The sequence below is a fragment of the Macrococcoides goetzii genome (genome assembly GCF_002742385.2).
GTDB classification, from domain to species: Bacteria; Bacillota; Bacilli; order Staphylococcales; family Staphylococcaceae; genus Macrococcoides; species Macrococcoides goetzii.
The window spans coordinates 85746-105904 of sequence record NZ_MJBI02000003.1 but is presented as its reverse complement, the minus strand read 5'-3'; the positions used below and the strand labels follow the sequence as shown (position 1 = coordinate 105904).

Here is a 20159-nt window from a genome sequence, read left to right as displayed (position 1 = left end):
ATTCCTCCTTACTTACTACGATAAATTTTTGCCTTCGAAAAGCCTCTGCCAATTATTTCAGATGTATTGATGAAGATGACAAATGAATCGGGTTCTTCGCGTGTAATAATCTGCTTAAAATAAATCGCTTCTTTTTGTTCCATCACAGAAAATAATAAACTTTTTCCTTCTCGATTATATCCACCGAATGCATTAACGCTTGTAACACCACGTTCAACATGCTCATGTATGAGTTTAATGATTTCCTGTTCTTTAGTTGTAATGATAAATACAAGTTTATTATCTCCTGCATGTAATTGTACGATATCAATGACTTTGCTTGTAACATATATTGAAATTAAAGCATATAATGCAAGCTCAAAATTAAATACGAATGCACTAAGGATTACAACAAATGCATCAACGATTAATTGACAGAATCCACTTGATAAACCTGTATATTTTTTTACGATTTGAGCAAGTGTCGCTGTTCCACCAGTGGAACCATTGCCACGATAAACGAGCCCTAAACCGATGCCTAGTACAATGCCGCCATAAAGTGATGCTAATAACGCATCAGTTGTGCCTTTTTCGACAAGGCTAGATGTTAAAAATATAGTGAATGGCACAACAAATGTTGCGATAACAGTTTTTAAACTGAATGATTTTCCTAACGTAAACCACCCGATAATGAAGATAGGAATATTAAATAGAAACTGAATCATAGCAGGATCTGTTCCCATCATCTTATTTAAAATAGTACTCAGACCGGAAATACCACCAGCTGCAATTTGGCCAGGTAGTAAAAATAAATTATAACTAATTCCAACGATGATTGAACCGATTACTGTATATAAAATATCAATAAGCATTGTTTTATTCATATCTTTACTCCTTTTTTGTCAAAAAAATAGTAAAGCAGTGTGATCATTGCTTTACACATTTTTTGAAGATTAAACCCCAAGATTATCTTTCATTTGCTGTTTAACATCTTCTTTTGAAGCTTCATTAGGGATGAAGTACCATAGTCCATCTGAATCAATTTTATTTTCTCCATTTAATTGTAACTTCTTAATTGTACCGATAGCAGGAGGATAATGTTTTCTTAATTTATTGATGTCCTGAAAGGCTATATTTGTTGTAACACTTGCAGAAATCGTCTTTAATATCTGATTAAATTTAGGTACGGACTCTACGCTGAGTAATTTATCAGTTACCGCCTTTACGATAACCTGTTGACGTACTTGACGGCCTTCGTCTCCCATTGCACCTGCTTCTTTTCGGCTGCGTGCAAAGGCTAATGCATCTTTTCCATTAAGGTGATATTTCTTACCGGCCTTAAAGTCATACTCAGCGAATTTGAAAGTATGTGGACTTGTGACATCTATTCCTCCGATATTATCGATGATAAATACGAAATCATCCATATCGACAGTTGCATAATAATCGATCGGCATATTGAAGTATTTTTCAATTGAATCTATCGCCATTTTAGGACCACCATAAGCATAAGCATGATTGATCTTTTCTTTTGTACCATGCCCAACAATATCTACTTTTGTGTCTCTCGGTATACTCAGAATTGTTGTATGCTGTTGAGATGGATTAACCGTTGCAAGTATCATAGTATCTGATCGTTTGCCTTCCTGACGAAACGCTCTACCGGCATCCGAGTCAAGTCCAAATAAAGCAATTGAAATGGGCTGACCAGAATTTAAGTCAATATTAGCTTTGCGAAGTTCAGATGTTGTACGTGAATATTTTGGATCTTGTAAAGTATCCGTTGTATGTTTCAGCTGAAAAAAAACATATATAAAAAGTAATGCAAATACAAAGATACAAACCATAAATAGAGAGGCAAGTATAAAAAATAGTTTTCTTTGTGTTCTTACTCGTGCGCGAGAACTCATAATAAAACTCCTTCATTATATTGAAGATACTTTCTTTTAACCGTATTATTATGTAACAAATTTGAGCATTCGTCAAACAAATGTTCAACTTGAAAATAAATTGTTTCATATTTATTACATATAATTTGATAGGCGACATAATCATAATGTGCTATAGTTAAAAAGAATGAAGAGCTTGAGGTGGCTTATGTTTACATTAAAATTAATAATGATAACAATAATAATTTCGTTTATTCTCACACCGGTAATTATCAAATTTTCACATGTTGTTGGTGCACTGGATAAGCCTAATTTTCGTAAAGTACATACAAAGCCAGTTTCAGTATTGGGTGGCGTAGTCATTCTAATTTCTTTTCTTATTGGAATCTGGATAGGACATCCTGTTGAACCTGAAATTAAACCGATTATTATTGGTGCAGTATTGATTAATATCCTAGGTATCATTGATGATTTGTTTGATTTATCTGCGATAGTTAAATTAATTGGTCAAATAGGTGTGGCATTAATTGTTGTTATGCATGGTATCACGCTTGATCTCATAACGTTACCTTTTGGTGTCGTTATAGAATTCGGATATTTAAGTATACCGATGACGATTCTCTGGATTGTAGCTGTTACAAATGCAATCAATCTAGTCGATGGATTAGATGGACTTGCTTCTGGCGTGTCAATGATTGCTTTAGGAACGATCGGTTTTATTGCGATATTGCAACAAAATATATTTATTATGATGATTTGTAGTGTGTTAATAGGTTCATTAATAGGATTTTTGCGATATAATTTTTATCCCGCAAAAATATTTTTAGGTGACAATGGCGCTTTAATGCTTGGCTTTATAATAGGTGTATTAAGTTTACTTGGATTTAAGAACATCACTTTAATCTCGCTGTTTTTCCCGATTATTATATTAGCGGTTCCTTTTATTGATATGAGTTTTGCGATGATTAGAAGGTATCGTCAAGGTAAGCCCATTATGCAGGCAGATAAATCGCATTTACATCATAAATTACTCGGCTTAGGATATACACATGCCCAAACGGTCATTTTAATTTATTCAATTGCGATTTTGTTTAGTATAGCGTCGATAATTCTTTATCTTTCTACCCGAATTGGAGCAATTTTAATTGTGACACTTATTATTATAACAATTGAATTAATTGTAGAATTTACTGGTTTAATCGACGATGATCATAAACCGATGTTAAAGACCATACGCCGTTTACTAAAACAATGATTTTTACATAAATTAAATAAGCAAGAGGAACAACTCATACTGTTCCTCTTGCTTATTTTTTACAAATCAAAAGGTAGCATCATTTCTTCTTCAACTGAGTATTGTGCTGAACCCTGTGTTGTCTCAACAATAAACTGCTCAAACTGTTCTTTATCTTCTGCTGTAATCTGGACAACATAAGTAACTTTATCGGTATAGATCGTATTGAGAATAACGAAAGGTTCACTTGCAATAAGATGTTCAAATTTACCGGTGTTCTCATAACTCAATATCACTTGATATTTTAATGCATTTTTTATAATAACTTTTTCAGCAACTTTAATCCCTTCAACAACGCCACCCTGATAAGCACGGATAAGTCCTCCCGTCCCTAATTTAACGCCACCAAAATAGCGTGTGACAATGGCAAGTGTATTATGCACATCATTCTTCTTTAATGCTTCAAGCATAGGGACTCCTGCTGTACCACTCGGTTCACCATCATCACTTGCTTTTTGAATTTGATGCTGGTCACCGATCGTATATGCTGAACAATTATGATTAGCATCCTTATGTTTTTTCTTAATTTCAGCAATTTTTTCTTTGGCCTCATCTTCATTTTCGATCTTATAAAGATAAGTGATAAATCGAGATTTATTAATAATCTCTTCATTTTCAATCTCTTTTTTTATCGTGATATAATTTTGCATCTTATCCCTCATAACTGTTTAATTATTTATATTATCATTTTAACAGAGTAATCAAAATATTATGATACTATTTGTATTACTTTATTTTTAGTAATAAACGGTATAAAATATATATTGGGATGTATTGGGACGGAGGTCATTTATGAAAACAGCTATTATTACAGATTCAACTGCATATATTCCTGAATCTATCCTGAAGTCAGAGGATATTCGTATTATTTCACTGAATGTTATCTTTAAAGATGAAATATATCTAGAAGAAAAGTATGATGCGCAAACTTTCTATGAAAGAATGCGTACTGAAAAAGAATTGCCAACGACAAGTCAACCGACAACAGGGGCTTATGTCGCGCTATTAGAGGAATTGAAAGCACAGGGTTTTACCGATTGTATTGCAATACATTTATCTAGTGGTATCAGTGGTACTTATCAAAATGCCATAACAGCTGGATCGATGGTTGATGGTATTAATCTTCATGCGTTTGATTCAGAGCTTGCAGCGATGGCAATGGGCTTTTATGTTTTACGTGCATCTGAACTTAAAGGTCAACTTAGCCCTGAAGCGATTATTGCTGATTTAGAAGAGATGAAACAACACACTAATGCTTATTTTATTGTAGATGATTTAAAAAATCTGCATAAGGGTGGTCGACTCACTGGAGCTCAGGCATTGATCGGCAGCATGTTACAAGTTAAACCAATCCTGCATTTTGAAGATACTAAAATTGTACCTTTTGATAAAGTACGTACAAAAAAGAAAGCACTCAAGCAAATCAAAGACTTGTTTGCAAATGAAACAAAAGATTTTGAACAAGTGACAGCGGTATTAATTCATGGAAATGCTGAAGAAGAAGCGGATGCAATACTCGCTGATTTAAAAGCAGAATTTCCACATGTTAAATTTATTAAAAGTTATTTCGGACCTGTTATCGGAACGCACCTTGGAGAAAAGTCGATAGGTCTTGGATTTACGAATCAAAAGTTTGATATTTTATAACATTATCGTCTTATATTTTATATTACCGGCACACATTTATTTGTGTGCTTTTTTTTATGGAGGAAATGATGAGAATATTAGTTTCAGAACAGAAGTCAGAGGTTCCGGCAATCGAAATAGAAAGAAAAATAAAGTGTAATTTTTGTTTGAATGAAGATAAAAAACTATTCTATCACTATTATCATTATGGCTTTAAAGAAATAATATATTACTGCAGAAACTGTATCACACAAAGTATAAATTCCAGGCTATTTATTCACTATTACGAAACACCACAAAATATTGAACAGATAAAGATTGATCTACCATTTAAGCTTACTGAACAGCAACGTAATGCCTCTCAATTTATTAAAGAACAAATAACACTTCAGCAATCTTGTTTATTATATGCAGTAACCGGTGCAGGTAAAACGGAGATGATCCTTGAAGGTATCGTGAAAGTTAGAGGAGAAGGAGGAAACGTTGCTGTTGTTTCTCCACGTACAGATGTTGTAAAAGAATTATCGTTACGACTTAATAATTATTTGAAGACAGAGCAAATCAGTACGCTATATGCGGGTCATTCTGAAATAACACAGCCGTACCTTATTATCAGTACGATTCATCAGTTAATGTATTTTAAATCACACTTCGATTTGATTATTGTTGATGAAATTGATGCCTTTCCAGCACAACACGATCCTAGATTGATGAAATTATTAGAAAGGGCATTAACGCCAAAGGGTATATTTGTGTACTTATCAGCAACACCACCAAAAAATATTATTCGCGCATGTAAAGGAAATATCGCTTATTTACCATTGAGACATCACAAAAGACCATTACCTGTCCCACAGTTTAAATATTTAAGTCATGGGTTTGTACGCAAAAAATTAGATGACATGTTAAGAAATGTGGAAACAGATGAAATCATCTTAATCTTCTTCCATGATATACGATTAATGGAACAGACTTTTCGTTCTTTAAATAAAAATATACAAACAAAGACTGTGTGTGTATATTCAGGTGATGATGAACGTCACGAGAAAATTGAAGCGATTAGAAATGCAAGCTATCAATTTGTTTTTACGACGACGATACTGGAACGAGGGTTTACGATGCATGGATTAAGTGTCTGGGTTATGAATAGTCATCTGTTTCGAAGTGACAGTTTAATTCAAATTGCAGGTAGGGTAGATCGAAAAGGTGATGAACGTAATGGAGAAGTCATCTTCTTTCATGATGGCGTTAGTTTATCGATGATAGCAGCAGTTAGAGACATAAGACAGATGAATAAGAGGGGGGCTCATGTATCATAATCAATGTATTATTTGTAATGAGAGAATAGCTGATCCGTTAACGATCGACAATTTATTTTCAGAACTTGATGTTGTCTGTCAAAACTGTATTGATAAAATGCTTATGACAACGGAGTGTAGACGTTGTCCAAAATGCAAGAAAAAGCTTGAAGAAGGAGAAGCTAACTGTCTGGACTGTATGTTTATTGAGAAACATTTCGGATTTGTGAATAATGTCGACTATGTATGTGATTATCATGAAATGACAGCAAATCTTATACATCAGTATAAATCGAATGGCGATATTCTGCTTGCACAAGCATTTGCAGCATGCATTAATGCCAAATTTAATCGGCGCTATTTCAGACAGTTTGATTATATTATCCCATTACCAATATCAGAAGAACGTCTAAAGGTGAGAGGGTTCAATCATGTAACAGAAATTATGAAATATGTTAAAGTGCCATATCATGAGATTATTGAGACAGAATTTCGTGAGAAACAAATGAATCTCAGTAAAACTGAACGAATGCGTCAAGAAAATCCTTTTCGATTAAATTATCCTATTAAAGATAATTCACGCATCTTATTAGTAGATGATATTTATACGACAGGTTTGACAATCAGCCATGCGCGCAGTGTATTTTTATCCCATAAACATTGTGAAATCAAAGTGTTAGCGTTTGCAAGAGCCTGAATATTTGGTAAAATATAAGTAGGAAGAAACAACAAGAATAGTTTCAAAGGAGCGATTCATTATGATTAGATATGAAATCCATGGAGATAACATCTCAGTAACAGACGCGATTAGAAATTACATCGAAGAGAAATTAAGCAAACTTGAAAGATACTTTACAAACGTGCCGGATACGAATGCACACGTAAAGATTAAAACTTATCAAAATGGTAAATCTAAAGTAGAGGTAACAATTCCTCTTAAAAATGTTACATTACGTGCCGAAGAGCGTCACGATGATTTATATGCAGCGGTTGATTTAATCGTTGAAAAATTAGAGCGTCAAGTACGTAAACACAAAACAAAAGTAAATCGAAAATTCCGTGAAAAAGGTATTGAAAAAGAAGTATTCCCAAGTTTACCAGAAGTTGAAGAAGTACCAGCAGAAAAAGAGGATGAAATTGAGATTATCCGTTCTAAACAATTTGACTTAAAACCGATGGATGCTGAAGAAGCGGTTTTACAAATGAATCTTTTAGGACATGATTTCTACATCTTTAACGATGCTGAAACAAACGATACAAATATCGTCTACAAACGTAAAGATGGTAAATATGGATTAATTGAAACAACAGTTAACCAATAATTGAATTAAAGCGTTATATCAAACTGAAGCGATTTTCCGCTTCAGTTTTTTTCTTTTTATTAACGATTCTATATTTATTATTTAACTATTATTAATTTATTAATATTTTATCGACATTTTAATTTTTATGGCTTATTTTAACAGATAAAATATACGAAATATTTTTATAAAATCGTGATAAGTGCTATTATTATTAGTTGAAGACGTATGTATACGTATTAAAAGGAGAGAACATAATGGGATTCATTAAAAAGATGTTAGACGGCAATAAAAGGGAACTTAAAACGTTATCTAAAATTGCTGATAAAGTAGAAACGTTTGCAGAGGAAATTGCTTCATTATCTGATGAAGACCTTAAAAATAGAACAGCGAAATTTCAAGCTGATTTAAAAGAGATTGAAGATTATAGAAAGCAAGAAAAATATTTAGATGAAATTTTACCTGAAGCATATGCGATTGTCCGTGAGGCTTCAACGCGTGTTTTAGGTATGCGTCCATTTAAAGTTCAAATTATGGGTGGTGCTGCGATACATCGTGGAGATATTGCGGAAATGAGAACTGGGGAAGGTAAAACATTAACTGCCACAATGCCGGTTTATTTAAACGCATTAACAGGCCGAGGTGTTCACGTTGTAACTGTCAACGAATACTTATCTAGCACACAAGCAGAAGAAATGTCTCAGTTATATAATTTCCTGGGGCTATCAGTAGGTGTTAACTTAAACAATTTATCTACTGAAGAAAAACGTGCTGCATATAATGCAGATATTACGTATAGTACGAATAATGAATTAGGATTCGATTATTTACGTGACAATATGGTAACTTACAAAGAAGAACGTGTTATGCGTCCTTTAAACTTCGCTATCATTGATGAGGTTGACTCAATCTTAATCGATGAAGCACGTACACCGTTAATTATTTCTGGTCAGGCTGAGAAATCAACAAGTCTTTATATTCAGGCAAATGTCTTTGTCAAGATGTTACGTGATGAAGAAGATTATAACTATGATGAGAAGACTAAAGGGATTCAGCTTACTGAGCAGGGTATTGATAAAGCAGAGAAAATGTTTAAAGTAGATAACCTTTATGATGTTAAGAACGTTAACTTAATGCATCATATTAATATCGCTTTAAAAGCAAATCGTTCAATGCTGAAAGATGTAGATTATGTAGTACAGGATGGCGAGATTGTTATCGTCGATCAGTTTACTGGTCGTACGATGCCTGGTCGTCGTTTCTCAGATGGGGTACATCAGGCAATTGAAGCAAAAGAGGCAGTTGAAATTCAAAACGAATCTAAAACAATGGCGTCAATTACATTCCAGAACTTCTTCCGTATGTATAATAAACTGTCTGGTATGACAGGTACAGCAAAAACAGAAGAAGAAGAATTAATGAATATTTATAATATGGCGGTTACACAAATCCCGACGAATAATCCGATTGCCCGTGTTGATGCAGCTGACTTAATCTTTGCTTCTGAAAAAGGTAAATTCCATGCTGTAGTCGATGAAGTCATTGAGCGTCATAAACAAGGACAACCAGTGTTACTTGGTACTGTTGCAGTTGAGACGAGTGAATATATTTCTGATTTACTTAAAAAACGTGGTATTCGACACAATGTATTAAATGCTAAAAACCATGAACGAGAAGCAGAAATCGTACAATATGCCGGTGAAAAAGGTGCTGTAACGATTGCTACCAATATGGCTGGTCGTGGTACGGATATTAAATTAGGTGAAGGTGTTAAAGAATTAGGTGGATTAGCAGTTATTGGTACTGAACGTCATGAATCACGTCGTATCGATGATCAGTTACGTGGTCGTTCTGGACGTCAAGGTGATCCAGGTTTCTCAAGATTTTACCTTTCACTTCAGGATGAACTGATGGTGCGTTTCGGTTCAGAACGTATGCAGTCAATGATGACAAAGCTAGGTATGAATGATGATGCGCCGATTGAATCAAAAATGGTTTCACGAGCAGTTGAATCAGCACAAAAACGTGTTGAAGGTAACAACTACGATAGCCGTAAACGTGTATTAGAATATGATGATGTATTACGTAAACAACGTGAAATTATTTATGAAGAACGTAACGAAATCCTAGAAACTGAGGATTGCTCAGCAATGGTACATAGCATGATCGAACAATCTGTAAGACGTGCAGTTGACTTCCATTTTGCTGGTGAAGAAGATACGCATGACTATGAAACATTTATTAACTATGTAGAAGATATGTATCTTACTGAAGGTGCACTGAAGGTTGATGATATTAATCGACGAGATAATGATGAAATATATGAAATTGTTATGAAAGCTGTTGAAAAACAATTATTACATCAACAAGATGAATTAGGCGAACAATTCTTAGAATTTGAACGAATGATTCTGCTTCGTACGATTGATATGAAATGGACGGATCATATCGATACAATGGATCAGTTACGTACAGGTATCCACTTAAGAAGTTATGGACAAATTAACCCGTTACGTGAATATCAAAATGAAGGCTTAACGATGTTTGATGCAATGCTCGAAAATATTGAAGACGATGTGAGTAAATATGTATTAAAATCTATCGTTGAAAAAGATGAACATGTTGAACGTGAACAAGTTGCAGTAGGACAAGCCATGGTTGCAAATGACGGGAAAGAAAAAGTGAAGAAACAACCAAAAACAAAAACTGAGCCAGACATTGGTCGTAACGACCCATGCCCATGTGGTAGCGGTAAAAAGTATAAAAATTGTCACGGAAGAGAGTAGTCTGAATGGAACAATTTGAAATTAACAATGCTTTAAATGAGATTAAAGAGAAAATAGATAGCTTTAGGGGGTCTCTTTGACTTAGAAGAAAAAGAGACCAACATCCAGGAATATGAAGAGATGATGGCTGATCCGGATTTCTGGAATGATGGGGATAAGGCCCAAGAGATTATCAATAAAAATAATGCTTTAAAAGAAGTTGTAAATGGCTTTAATGCATTAGTAGAAAAGTATGAAAACATTGAAGTATTATTAGAAATGTTGAAGGAAGAATCAGATAAAGAAAGTGAAGCAGAGCTGATTCAACAACTTCAAAGTTTAACCGAAGATACAAATGAATTTGAACTTAAAATGTTACTGAATGGTGAGTTTGATGCAAATAATGCGATTTTAGAGTTACATCCAGGTGCTGGTGGAACAGAGTCACAAGACTGGGGAGAAATGCTCTTACGTATGTATCAGCGATTTGCAGATAAACGTGGTTTTAAAGTTGAAACACTTGATTATTTACCGGGGGATGAAGCTGGAATAAAAAGTGTTACTATTTTAATTAAAGGACATAACGCTTATGGTTATCTAAAAGCTGAAAAAGGTGTTCATCGATTAGTGCGCATCTCTCCATTTGATTCTTCTGGAAGACGTCATACATCATTTGTATCATGTGATGTAACACCAGAACTAAATAATGAAAATATTGAAATAGAGATTAGGACAGAAGATATTAAAGTCGATACGTATCGTGCTAGTGGTGCAGGTGGACAGCACATCAATACGACAGACTCTGCTGTCCGAATCACCCATACTCCAACAGGAATTGTTGTTACTTGCCAGAACGAACGCTCTCAAATTAAGAACAGAGATCAGGCGATGAAAATGTTAAAGGCGAAATTATATCAGCGTAAGATTGAAGAACAAGAAGCTGAGCTTGCTGCAATTCGTGGTGAACAAAAAGAAATCGGCTGGGGATCACAAATTCGTTCTTATGTATTCCATCCTTATTCAATGGTGAAAGATCACAGAACAAATGCGGAAACAGGAAATACAGGAGCAGTGATGGACGGCGATCTTGATTTATTTATTGATGCTTATTTAAAAAGCCAATTATAAGCATTGCAAATGAAAAAAAATATCAATACAAAAGAGATAGAGACAATCATTTGTCACTATCTCTTTTTTGGGTATAATTAAAGTAATATAAAATATGGGGGTATTATCATGAAAAAATTATTTACAGGACTTGCACTTTCAGCATTAGTACTCGGCGCATGTGGAAATGGTGAAGAAGAAAAAACAACGGACAAAACAACGTCAAATGATCCAGGCAGAGAAGCATATGCCAATAGTTCATGTATTGGATGTCATGGTAAAGACTTAGAAGGTGGAAGCGGACCAAACTTAACAAAGGTCGGAGGTAAATATTCTGAACAGGAAATTTTAGAAATTATAAAGAATGGAAAGGGCTCTATGCCAAAGAATTTAGTTGAAGGTAAAGATGCAGAAAATATAGCGAAGTATTTAGCAAAACAAAAATAATAAAATTCTATAGCATACTTAAAGATAATATTACAAGTACGTAACAAATGCCTGATATTAGATGAACATATGCTATATTATTTTTAAGTAAACACATGGGCTTACAGGAGGCATTTGTACAATATGAAAAGATTAGTTTTATCGATTGTTGGCTTAACAACAATCATTACAGTTGCTTCACAGGCACAAGCAACAAACTATCATGTGAAGCAAGGTGATACACTTTATACGATTGCAAAAGAAAATGGTACAAGTGTCTATGAATTAAAGCTTTTAAACAATTTGAATGAAGCACAGCTTACGCCAGGACAAAAAATAAAGATTTCATCAGATTATTATAAAGTGACAAAAGATGATACAGTACAGAGTATCGCGAAGAAATTTAAGATTACACCATTTGAAGTTAGATTCTGGAACAGATTATCTTCAAATGAGTTGACAATAGGTAAAAAACTAATTGTTTCTGAAGATGCTTATCGTAAATATAAAGTAAAAAAACGTAAAAATCATCATGTAACGCCGGCGCTTTCACCGGATTCGGCAAGACTACTTGATGAAATTGAACGAAAAGAAATAAATGAATCTTTAAATAACGAAGAAGCTGATTTTAATGAAGAAATGGATAGTAATGATATTCAAATCACAGTAGATGAAGACAATTCATCTGAATCGGATGCCCAAAATATTGATGCTGAATATTATACTCAAAATAGTCAGTCATTAAATGAGTCATCGAATGTAATATCAGAAGAAAATACTCAATCAAATTCACTACTAGATAAGTCGACTCAAAAAAAACCATTCAATATGATTGAAGGCGATGTTGCACGAATAGCGCATCGCATTGCTGAAGGGAAATCTTATGTATATGGTGCCAACAGCAATAGTGCTGTAGATTGTTCAGCATTTGCGCAACAAGTCTTAAAGGCTTTAGGTAAATCAATTCCTCGAACAACTTATGAACAAATGGCAGTCGGTACAAGAGTTCTACAGCCTCAGCCAGGCGATCTTGTATTTTTTAATAATGGAAGTCATGTTGGTGTTTACATTGGCAATGGCCAAATGGTCGATGCATTAAATCCAAAAGCTGGAGTGGGCCAGCGAGCAGTAGATTACATTAGCGGAACGATTACAGGATATTATCGTTATTAATATAGAATTTAAAAGAAGCGCATGTCTATTATGTCATGCGTTTTTTTGTTTTTTTTAAAATTTTTTATTCTTATTTTCGCTTATTTTAAAAATGAACGAAAATGAATAAAGTAATAAATATATATATATAATAATTTGAAAATTTAAAATTTTGATGAGAGAAGTAATATTTAGAGCATAAAGCTACTATTGTATTACAAACTGAACATACTTTTGTAATATTGATGCAAAAAATAACATGTGTCATGACACTTGTATTACATATCCGTAACATTGAATGCTTGATAGTTTCTTTATGGTAATATAATTTCTGTTGATAAATAAATCATTATTTATACATAAATATATTATTCGGAGGAAAAAGAAATCATGAAAAAAATCGTTTTATCATTTATTACTACTATGATGTTATTGACTACTGCCGAGCTTACTGAAGTTATGCCACAATCACAAGTTAAAACAGCTGAGGCTGGTTCATATGGTTATTCAAATCCTTATTACTGGGGAAGCTGTGCTTATTATGCATACCAGCGTCGTGCACAATTAGGTAGACCAGTTGGTAAGTATTGGGGCAATGCAGCAAACTGGGCATATAAAGCACGTTATGCAGGATATAAAGTTAGAAGATCCCCAATTAAAGGTGCTGTACTCGTGTCTCAAAGTGGATATTATGGTCATGTTGCAGTAGTAGAAAGAACATATAGTAATGGATCAATTTTAGTGTCAGAAATGAATTATCCTCGTCAAGGTGTTAAGACTTATCGTGTGATTTCTAAATATCAAAAAAGATATTATCAATATATTTATTAAATATATTATGAAGGTGAAGCTATCTATGTTTCACCTTCTTTTTGTTTTTAAGTTAACATAGGTTTAAACTTATTTCTAATTACGTTATGATAGACATAATAAATATTGAGGTGGAAAGATGAAGCATTTAATCACGGCAATACTTCTTTTTATATTTTTAAGTTTAGTGGGATATAGTATTTATCAAGCGACACAATTTAATACAGCTTCAGATGATGCAAAGCAGGTAACAACCCATGATCATCCTATCAACAATCAAAATATTAGTAATGTAACGGTAAATGATTTAGAATCAAATCAATTTAAATTGAAAGAACAATTAAAACATGATATCAATATCATTAATTTCTGGGCATCATGGTGTGGCCCATGTAATGAAGAGATGCCTGAACTTGTTGCTTTTGATAACGAGAAACCTAATCATGTAGGATTAATCGGTATGAATGTGCAGGACAAAGAGAAAAACCGAACTGCGTTTATACAGCAGTATAAAGCGAAATATCCGATGTTAGTTTTAGATGAAGCACAAATGAAAAAATATAAGATTAACAATATTCCCACAACAATTTTTGTTGATAAAAATGGTAAGGTTTTAAAAACTTATATCGGTGAACTCAATAGAAATAAGTTAGAAAAAATAATAGCAGATTTAAAGTAAAGAGGAGTGATTGTAGTGGGTGTACATCAATATTTTAAAAGTTTATCTGACTTAGAAAAGCTGATACGCTGTCCAGGTAAGTTCAAATATCAGGAGCATAATGTAGCAAGTCACTCTTTTAAAGTTACAAAAATTGCGCAGTATCTTGCTACAGTTGAAGAATATCATGGCACTGAGATTAACTGGAAAAATGTCTATGAAAAAGCACTCAACCACGATTATCCTGAAATTTTTACAGGAGATATAAAAACACCTGTTAAATATGCTTCTAAAGAGCTTAAGCAATTATTTAGTGATGTAGAAGAACAGATGATTGCACGTTTTATAGATTCTGAATTTCCGGAAAGCTATCGAGCGATTTATCATGAACGATTAAAAGAAGGAAAAGATGAAACGATAGAAGGTCAAATCCTTTCAGTGGCTGATAAAATTGATTTACTATACGAGTCTTTTGGAGAGATCCAGAAAAGAAATCCAGAACCGCTATTCTTTGAAATATATGAAAAGAGCTTACGCACAATTATACAATTTGACCACTTACATTGTGTACAGGATTTCCTTGAAAATATACTTCCTGAAATGTTACAGGAAAAATTTATTCCACGTTCAGAATTAAAGGAATTAACGGTTTCAATATTAGAAGTAAAAGAGTCAGATCTATGACGATATGGTATTGGTTGGCATCATTATTACCAGCGCTTATGGTCGTTATATTTAGTATGATTGTCAGAAATAAATACACGGGCATGATACTCTCTACTATAGTAATCGGCGTATCAGTCTATAAAGGATTTTTTCATTCACAGATGATCGTATTTTTAGATACGATGAGTCTAATTATTGGTTATTTAATTGTTGACTTTTATAAATTAGATAAAGGAAATGACTAACAGTTCAAACATTTTATGTTCTGAGCTGTTTTCTTTTTTTAATTATCATGTGATTGTAATATATCGTCCGAACAAATGTTTGTATTTTTTATTTTTTTTTTGGTAAAATATTATCGATAAGGAGGGCACATATGGAACATCATCCGTTTGTTATTAAATCAGATTATAAGCCTGCTGGCGACCAGCCAGAAGCGATTAAAAAAATCGTAGAAGGTATTAAGAAAGGTAAGCGTCATCAGACTTTACTTGGTGCAACAGGTACAGGTAAGACGTTTACCATGAGTAATGTTATTAAAGAGGTTGGTAAACCAACGTTAATCATGGCTCACAATAAGACTTTAGCAGGTCAATTATATAGTGAGTTTAAAGAGTTTTTCCCTGATAATCGTGTTGAATATTTTGTGAGTTATTATGACTATTATCAACCTGAAGCGTATGTGCCTTCTACAGATACTTTTATCGAGAAAGATGCATCGATTAACGATGAGATCGATAAATTACGACATTCGGCAACGAGCGCTTTATTTGAACGTGACGATGTGATTATCATCGCTTCAGTGAGCTGTATCTATGGATTAGGAAACCCTGAAGAATATAAAGATATGGTTGTAAGTATGCGTGTAGGCATGGAAATTGAGCGCAATCAATTATTACGTAAATTAATTGATATTCAATATGCACGAAATGACATCGATTTTAAACGTGGTACATTTCGTGTGCGTGGAGATGTCGTCGAAATCTTTCCCGCTTCTCGTGACGAGCAATGTGTACGTGTTGAATTCTTTGGAGATGAGATAGAACGAATTCGCGAAATTAACTATTTAACAGGAGAAGTACTTAAGGAACGTGAACACTTCGCACTATTCCCAGCCAGTCACTTCGTTACACGTGAAGAAAAGATGCAGATTGCAATCGAACGTATCGAGAAAGAACTGGAAGAACAGCTGAAGAAATTTAGAGAAGAAGGTAAATTACTTGAAGCACAACGACTTGAGCAACGTACAAACTATGATTTAGAGATGATGCGAGAGATGGGATTCTGTTCAGGCATTGAGAACTATTCTGTGCATTTGACGTTACGTCCTTTAGGTGCGACACCTTATACGCTTCTAGACTATTTTGGAGATGACTGGTTAATCATGATGGATGAGAGTCACGTTACATTGCCGCAGGTTAGGGGTATGTATAATGGTGACCAGGCACGTAAAAATGTGTTGGTAGATCACGGTTTCAGATTACCGAGTGCGCTTGATAATCGACCGCTTAAATTTGAAGAATTTGAAGCAAAAGGACACCAGTTTGTCTATGTTTCTGCAACACCAGGACCATATGAAATTGAACATACAGATGAAATGGTAGAACAGATTATTCGACCAACTGGATTGCTTGATCCAATTGTTGAAGTACGTAAATCTGAACATCAAATTGATGACTTAATGGAAGAAATTAGACAACGTATTGAAAAAAATGAACGTGTACTCATTACGACATTAACAAAGAAGATGAGTGAAGATTTAACGACCTATTTAAAGGAAGCAGGAATTAAAGTTAACTATCTTCATTCTGAAATAAAAACTTTAGAACGTATAGAAATCATTCGTGATCTAAGATTAGGTGTTTTCGATGTACTTGTCGGAATCAACTTATTAAGAGAAGGACTAGATATTCCTGAAGTATCTCTCGTTGCAATTCTTGATGCGGATAAAGAAGGTTTCTTACGCAGTCATCGTTCTTTAATTCAGATAATCGGTCGTGCTGCACGTAACGATCAAGGGAAAGTTATCATGTACGCAGATAAAATGACTGATTCAATGAAGATAGCGATTGATGAAACAAATCGACGTCGTGAAATTCAGGAGCGTTATAATACAGAACATGGCATCACACCGATGACCATTAATAAAAAAGTACGCGATATTATTAGTGCAACACCAGATGTTGCAGAAGATTTACCGACTAAAGATAAGAAAAAGAAAAAATTAACGGTAAAAGAGCGTAATGCAATGATTGAAAAAGTTGAGCATGAAATGAAAGAAGCTGCAAAAGCACTTGATTTTGAACGTGCTACTGAGCTGAGAGACATATTATTTGAGCTTAAAGCTGAAGGGTGACAACATGAAAAATAAATCAATCGTAGTTAAAGGTGCGAGAGCACATAATTTAAAGAATATAGATATAGAAATACCACGCGATAAACTGGTCGTTATGACAGGACTTTCAGGATCTGGTAAATCAAGTTTAGCATTTGATACGATTTATGCTGAAGGTCAAAGAAGATATGTAGAATCATTAAGTGCTTATGCCAGAATGTTCTTAGGCCAAATGGATAAACCTGATGTCGATGTGATAGAAGGGTTATCACCTGCGATATCTATTGATCAGAAAACAACGAGCAAGAATCCACGAAGTACAGTTGCGACAGTTACTGAGATCTATGATTATCTGAGATTGTTATATGCACGTATCGGTATACCTTATTGCCCGATTCACGGTATTGCGATCGAATCACAAACGATTCAACAGATGGTAGATAAAGTTATGGCGATGGAAGAGCGTACAAAGATTCAGATTTTCGCACCAGTTATTCGTGGGCGTAAAGGGACGCATAAGAAGTTGATTGAAGAAATTTCTAAAAAAGGTTATGCGCGCATACAGGTTGATGGTGAAGTTTATGATGTAACCGACGAAATTGATTTAAATAAAAATCAAAATCATGATATTGATGTAGTAGTCGATCGCCTTGTTGTGAAGCCAGGTATTGAAGCAAGACTTGCAGACTCTCTGGAGAATGCTTTAAAACTTGCTGAAGGGAATGTTGTGGTAGATGTTATTGGCGGTGAACAGGTAAAATTTTCAGAACATCATGCATGTCCGATTTGTGGTTTTTCAATTGAGAAACTAGAACCAAGAATGTTCTCATTTAATTCACCGTTTGGTGCATGTCCTGATTGTGATGGATTAGGGACTAAATTATCGGTTGATGTCGACCTTGTTGTTCCGGATAAGTCGCTCACACTTGAAAAAGGAGCGATTCTGCCATGGGAACCGATTAGTTCTAACTACTATCCAACTTTGCTAAAGCAAGCATGTAAACATTTTAATATCAGTATGAAAAAGCCTTTCGAAAAGTTAACAGAAGAAGAACAGCATATTATTTTATATGGTCATAATGACGAAATATCTTTTACATTTAAACAGGATAATGGTGTTACGCGTAAACGTGTAATGCAGTACGAAGGTGTATTAAATAATATCGAACGTCGTTATAAGGAGAGTCCTTCTGAATATACACGTGAGCAAATGCGTAAGTATATGGTGGATGAAGCTTGTCATACGTGTCATGGCTATCGTCTCTCAAGTGAAGCGATGAGCGTGAAGATAAAAGACCAACACATTGGACAAGTTGTGGAATTTTCAATCGGTGAAGCATTGAAATATTATGATTCTATTGAATTAACTGAGAAGGAGCAGCAAATCTCTAAACTTATATTAAAGGAAATTACTGAACGCTTGAGTTTCTTAAACAATGTTGGTCTTGAATATTTAACATTAAACCGTGCTGCTGGAACGCTTTCAGGTGGAGAAGCTCAGCGTATAAGATTAGCAACGCAAATTGGTTCTCGTTTAACAGGTGTAATGTACGTATTGGATGAACCATCAATCGGGTTACATCAACGAGATAACGATAAGCTGATTGATACATTGAAGTCTATGCGAGATATGGGAAATACATTGATTGTTGTAGAGCATGATGAAGATACGATGCTTGCTGCAGACCATTTAATTGATATCGGTCCAGGTGCCGGTGTACATGGTGGTGAAATCGTAGCGCAAGGTACACCGAATCAAGTTATGAAAAATAAAAAGTCATTAACAGGACAATATTTAAGTGGTAAAAAACAAATAGAAATGCCTGAAACGCGTCGTAAACCAGATGGTCGTTTTATAACCATCGAAAATGCGACGAGCAATAACTTAAAAGGTGTATCTGTTAATATCCCGTTAGGTATGATGACATTAGTCACTGGTGTATCAGGTTCAGGTAAAAGTAGCTTAGTTAATGATGTGTTGTATAAAGCACTTGCTCAAAAATTATATAAAACAAAAGCAAAACCTGGTCCTCATGACGCAGTGACAGGTATTGAGCATATTGATAAAATTATTGATATTGATCAATCACCTATCGGACGTACACCACGATCAAACCCAGCCACATATACAGGACTATTTGATGATATTCGCGATGTATTCAGTCAGACGAATGAAGCGAAGTTACGTGGCTATCAAAAAGGCCGTTTTAGCTTTAATGTTAAGGGAGGCAGATGTGAAGCTTGTCGAGGTGATGGTATCATCAAGATAGAAATGCACTTCTTGCCAGATGTATATGTACCGTGTGAAGTGTGTGGTGGAAAACGCTATAACCGCGAAACATTAGAAGTAACCTATAAAGATAAAAATATTGCTGATATATTAGATATGACAGTAGAAGATGCATATCACTTCTTCGAGAATATTCCTAAAATTAAACGTAAGTTAAAAACCATTGTAGATGTAGGTTTAGGTTATGTGAAGTTGGGACAACCTGCTACAACATTATCGGGTGGAGAAGCACAACGTGTTAAATTAGCCAGTGAGTTACACCGTAGAAGTAACGGTAAGACTTTATATATTCTGGATGAGCCGACAACAGGTCTTCATGTCGATGATATTGCGAGATTACTTAAAGTATTAGAGAAGCTTGTAGAAAATGGTGATACTGTCCTGATTATCGAACATAATTTAGATGTGATTAAAACAGCAGATCATATTATTGATTTAGGACCGGAAGGTGGCGACAATGGTGGTAAGATTATCGCCATTGGTACCCCGGAACAAATTATGGAATCAGGCGCATCTTATACAGGAAGATATTTAAAACGACATGTAGAACGTCAGTAAATAAT

General features: G+C 34.4%; 18 protein-coding genes. 15 read left to right on the top strand and 3 right to left on the bottom strand.

Annotation, left to right across the window (positions count from 1 at the left end; translation table 11 throughout):
- Nucleotides 1-8: 8 nt before the first annotated feature.
- Together BFS35_RS08465 and BFS35_RS08460 are read right to left on the bottom strand one after the other, a co-directional pair.
- Complete coding sequence (locus BFS35_RS08465) at nt 9-863, bottom strand: YitT family protein (RefSeq protein WP_099580316.1); 855 nt, start codon at nt 861-863, stop codon at nt 9-11.
- Nucleotides 864-932: 69 nt separating this feature from the next.
- Nucleotides 933-1889, bottom strand: a complete 957-nt coding sequence (locus BFS35_RS08460; protein WP_099580318.1) for an LCP family protein — start codon at nt 1887-1889, stop codon at nt 933-935.
- A 187-nt stretch (nt 1890-2076) separates the two neighbouring features.
- Between BFS35_RS08460 and BFS35_RS08455 the strand changes: the two genes are divergently transcribed.
- Complete coding sequence (locus BFS35_RS08455; RefSeq protein WP_099580319.1) at nt 2077-3123, top strand: glycosyltransferase family 4 protein; 1047 nt, start codon at nt 2077-2079, stop codon at nt 3121-3123.
- Between the two features lie 59 nt (nt 3124-3182).
- Here BFS35_RS08455 and BFS35_RS08450 read toward each other — a convergent pair whose 3' ends face one another.
- Nucleotides 3183-3812, bottom strand: coding sequence for a YigZ family protein (locus BFS35_RS08450; RefSeq protein ID WP_099580321.1), 630 nt, complete (start codon nt 3810-3812; stop codon nt 3183-3185).
- 142 nt (nt 3813-3954) lie between these two features.
- Here BFS35_RS08450 and fakB1 point away from each other — a divergent pair, with 142 nt between their 5' ends.
- From fakB1 to uvrA, 14 genes are all read left to right on the top strand, one after another.
- Nucleotides 3955-4809, top strand: a complete 855-nt coding sequence (gene fakB1, locus BFS35_RS08445; protein ID WP_099580323.1) for a fatty acid kinase binding subunit FakB1 — start codon at nt 3955-3957, stop codon at nt 4807-4809.
- Nucleotides 4810-4877: 68 nt separating this feature from the next.
- Nucleotides 4878-6107, top strand: a complete 1230-nt coding sequence (locus BFS35_RS08440) for a DEAD/DEAH box helicase (RefSeq protein WP_158554285.1) — start codon at nt 4878-4880, stop codon at nt 6105-6107.
- Complete coding sequence (locus BFS35_RS08435) at nt 6097-6783, top strand: ComF family protein (protein WP_099580327.1); 687 nt, start codon at nt 6097-6099, stop codon at nt 6781-6783. The genes BFS35_RS08440 and BFS35_RS08435 overlap by 11 nt, the downstream gene beginning before the upstream one ends.
- 61 nt (nt 6784-6844) lie before the next feature.
- Nucleotides 6845-7408 carry a ribosome hibernation-promoting factor, HPF/YfiA family gene (gene hpf / locus BFS35_RS08430; protein ID WP_099580329.1) on the top strand — a complete coding sequence of 188 codons (564 nt, stop codon included), beginning with the start codon at nt 6845-6847 and terminating at the stop codon, nt 7406-7408.
- A gap of 236 nt (nt 7409-7644) precedes the next feature.
- Nucleotides 7645-10173 (top strand): preprotein translocase subunit SecA, encoded by a 2529-nt coding sequence (gene secA / locus BFS35_RS08425; RefSeq protein WP_099580331.1) that lies wholly within the window; start codon nt 7645-7647, stop codon nt 10171-10173.
- Nucleotides 10174-10178: 5 nt separating this feature from the next.
- Nucleotides 10179-11280, top strand: a protein-coding gene (gene prfB, locus BFS35_RS08420; protein ID WP_240628421.1) for a peptide chain release factor 2 whose coding sequence is annotated in 2 segments (ribosomal slippage) — nt 10179-10241 and nt 10243-11280 — 1101 coding nt in all. Because the reading frame shifts where the segments join, the coding sequence is not laid out codon by codon here.
- Nucleotides 11281-11388: 108 nt separating this feature from the next.
- The gene (gene cccB / locus BFS35_RS08415) at nt 11389-11706 is read left to right on the top strand and encodes a cytochrome c551 (RefSeq protein WP_099580335.1); all 318 of its coding nucleotides are present in this window, start codon (nt 11389-11391) and stop codon (nt 11704-11706) included.
- 123 nt (nt 11707-11829) lie between these two features.
- Complete coding sequence (locus BFS35_RS08410; RefSeq protein WP_099580337.1) at nt 11830-12858, top strand: LysM peptidoglycan-binding domain-containing protein; 1029 nt, start codon at nt 11830-11832, stop codon at nt 12856-12858.
- 369 nt (nt 12859-13227) lie between these two features.
- On the top strand, nt 13228-13668 hold the full coding sequence (locus tag BFS35_RS08405; RefSeq protein WP_099580339.1) for a CHAP domain-containing protein: 441 nt from the start codon (nt 13228-13230) through the stop codon (nt 13666-13668).
- Nucleotides 13669-13786: 118 nt separating this feature from the next.
- Nucleotides 13787-14326, top strand: coding sequence for a TlpA family protein disulfide reductase (locus BFS35_RS08400; RefSeq protein WP_099580341.1), 540 nt, complete (start codon nt 13787-13789; stop codon nt 14324-14326).
- Nucleotides 14327-14341: 15 nt separating this feature from the next.
- The gene (locus BFS35_RS08395) at nt 14342-14989 is read left to right on the top strand and encodes a YfbR-like 5'-deoxynucleotidase (protein WP_096077093.1); all 648 of its coding nucleotides are present in this window, start codon (nt 14342-14344) and stop codon (nt 14987-14989) included.
- Complete coding sequence (locus BFS35_RS08390) at nt 14986-15216, top strand: CsbA family protein (protein ID WP_099580343.1); 231 nt, start codon at nt 14986-14988, stop codon at nt 15214-15216. The genes BFS35_RS08395 and BFS35_RS08390 overlap by 4 nt, the downstream gene beginning before the upstream one ends.
- A gap of 131 nt (nt 15217-15347) precedes the next feature.
- On the top strand, nt 15348-17327 hold the full coding sequence (gene uvrB / locus BFS35_RS08385; protein ID WP_099580345.1) for an excinuclease ABC subunit UvrB: 1980 nt from the start codon (nt 15348-15350) through the stop codon (nt 17325-17327).
- A 4-nt stretch (nt 17328-17331) separates the two neighbouring features.
- On the top strand, nt 17332-20154 hold the full coding sequence (uvrA, locus tag BFS35_RS08380; RefSeq protein ID WP_099580347.1) for an excinuclease ABC subunit UvrA: 2823 nt from the start codon (nt 17332-17334) through the stop codon (nt 20152-20154).
- Nucleotides 20155-20159: the final 5 nt, after the last annotated feature.

What these genes read in the sequence shown, in the direction of transcription:
- BFS35_RS08465 (WP_099580316.1), bottom strand. Translation starts at nt 863, where the DNA reads ATGAATAAAACAATGCTTATTGATATTTTATATACAGTAATCGGTTCA.
- BFS35_RS08460 (WP_099580318.1), bottom strand. Translation starts at nt 1,889, where the DNA reads ATGAGTTCTCGCGCACGAGTAAGAACACAAAGAAAACTATTTTTTATA.
- BFS35_RS08455 (WP_099580319.1), top strand. Translation starts at nt 2,077, where the DNA reads ATGTTTACATTAAAATTAATAATGATAACAATAATAATTTCGTTTATT.
- BFS35_RS08450 (WP_099580321.1), bottom strand. Translation starts at nt 3,812, where the DNA reads ATGCAAAATTATATCACGATAAAAAAAGAGATTGAAAATGAAGAGATT.
- fakB1 (WP_099580323.1), top strand. Translation starts at nt 3,955, where the DNA reads ATGAAAACAGCTATTATTACAGATTCAACTGCATATATTCCTGAATCT.
- BFS35_RS08440 (WP_158554285.1), top strand. Translation starts at nt 4,878, where the DNA reads ATGAGAATATTAGTTTCAGAACAGAAGTCAGAGGTTCCGGCAATCGAA.
- BFS35_RS08435 (WP_099580327.1), top strand. Translation starts at nt 6,097, where the DNA reads ATGTATCATAATCAATGTATTATTTGTAATGAGAGAATAGCTGATCCG.
- hpf (WP_099580329.1), top strand. Translation starts at nt 6,845, where the DNA reads ATGATTAGATATGAAATCCATGGAGATAACATCTCAGTAACAGACGCG.
- secA (WP_099580331.1), top strand. Translation starts at nt 7,645, where the DNA reads ATGGGATTCATTAAAAAGATGTTAGACGGCAATAAAAGGGAACTTAAA.
- cccB (WP_099580335.1), top strand. Translation starts at nt 11,389, where the DNA reads ATGAAAAAATTATTTACAGGACTTGCACTTTCAGCATTAGTACTCGGC.
- BFS35_RS08410 (WP_099580337.1), top strand. Translation starts at nt 11,830, where the DNA reads ATGAAAAGATTAGTTTTATCGATTGTTGGCTTAACAACAATCATTACA.
- BFS35_RS08405 (WP_099580339.1), top strand. Translation starts at nt 13,228, where the DNA reads ATGAAAAAAATCGTTTTATCATTTATTACTACTATGATGTTATTGACT.
- BFS35_RS08400 (WP_099580341.1), top strand. Translation starts at nt 13,787, where the DNA reads ATGAAGCATTTAATCACGGCAATACTTCTTTTTATATTTTTAAGTTTA.
- BFS35_RS08390 (WP_099580343.1), top strand. Translation starts at nt 14,986, where the DNA reads ATGACGATATGGTATTGGTTGGCATCATTATTACCAGCGCTTATGGTC.
- uvrB (WP_099580345.1), top strand. Translation starts at nt 15,348, where the DNA reads ATGGAACATCATCCGTTTGTTATTAAATCAGATTATAAGCCTGCTGGC.
- uvrA (WP_099580347.1), top strand. Translation starts at nt 17,332, where the DNA reads ATGAAAAATAAATCAATCGTAGTTAAAGGTGCGAGAGCACATAATTTA.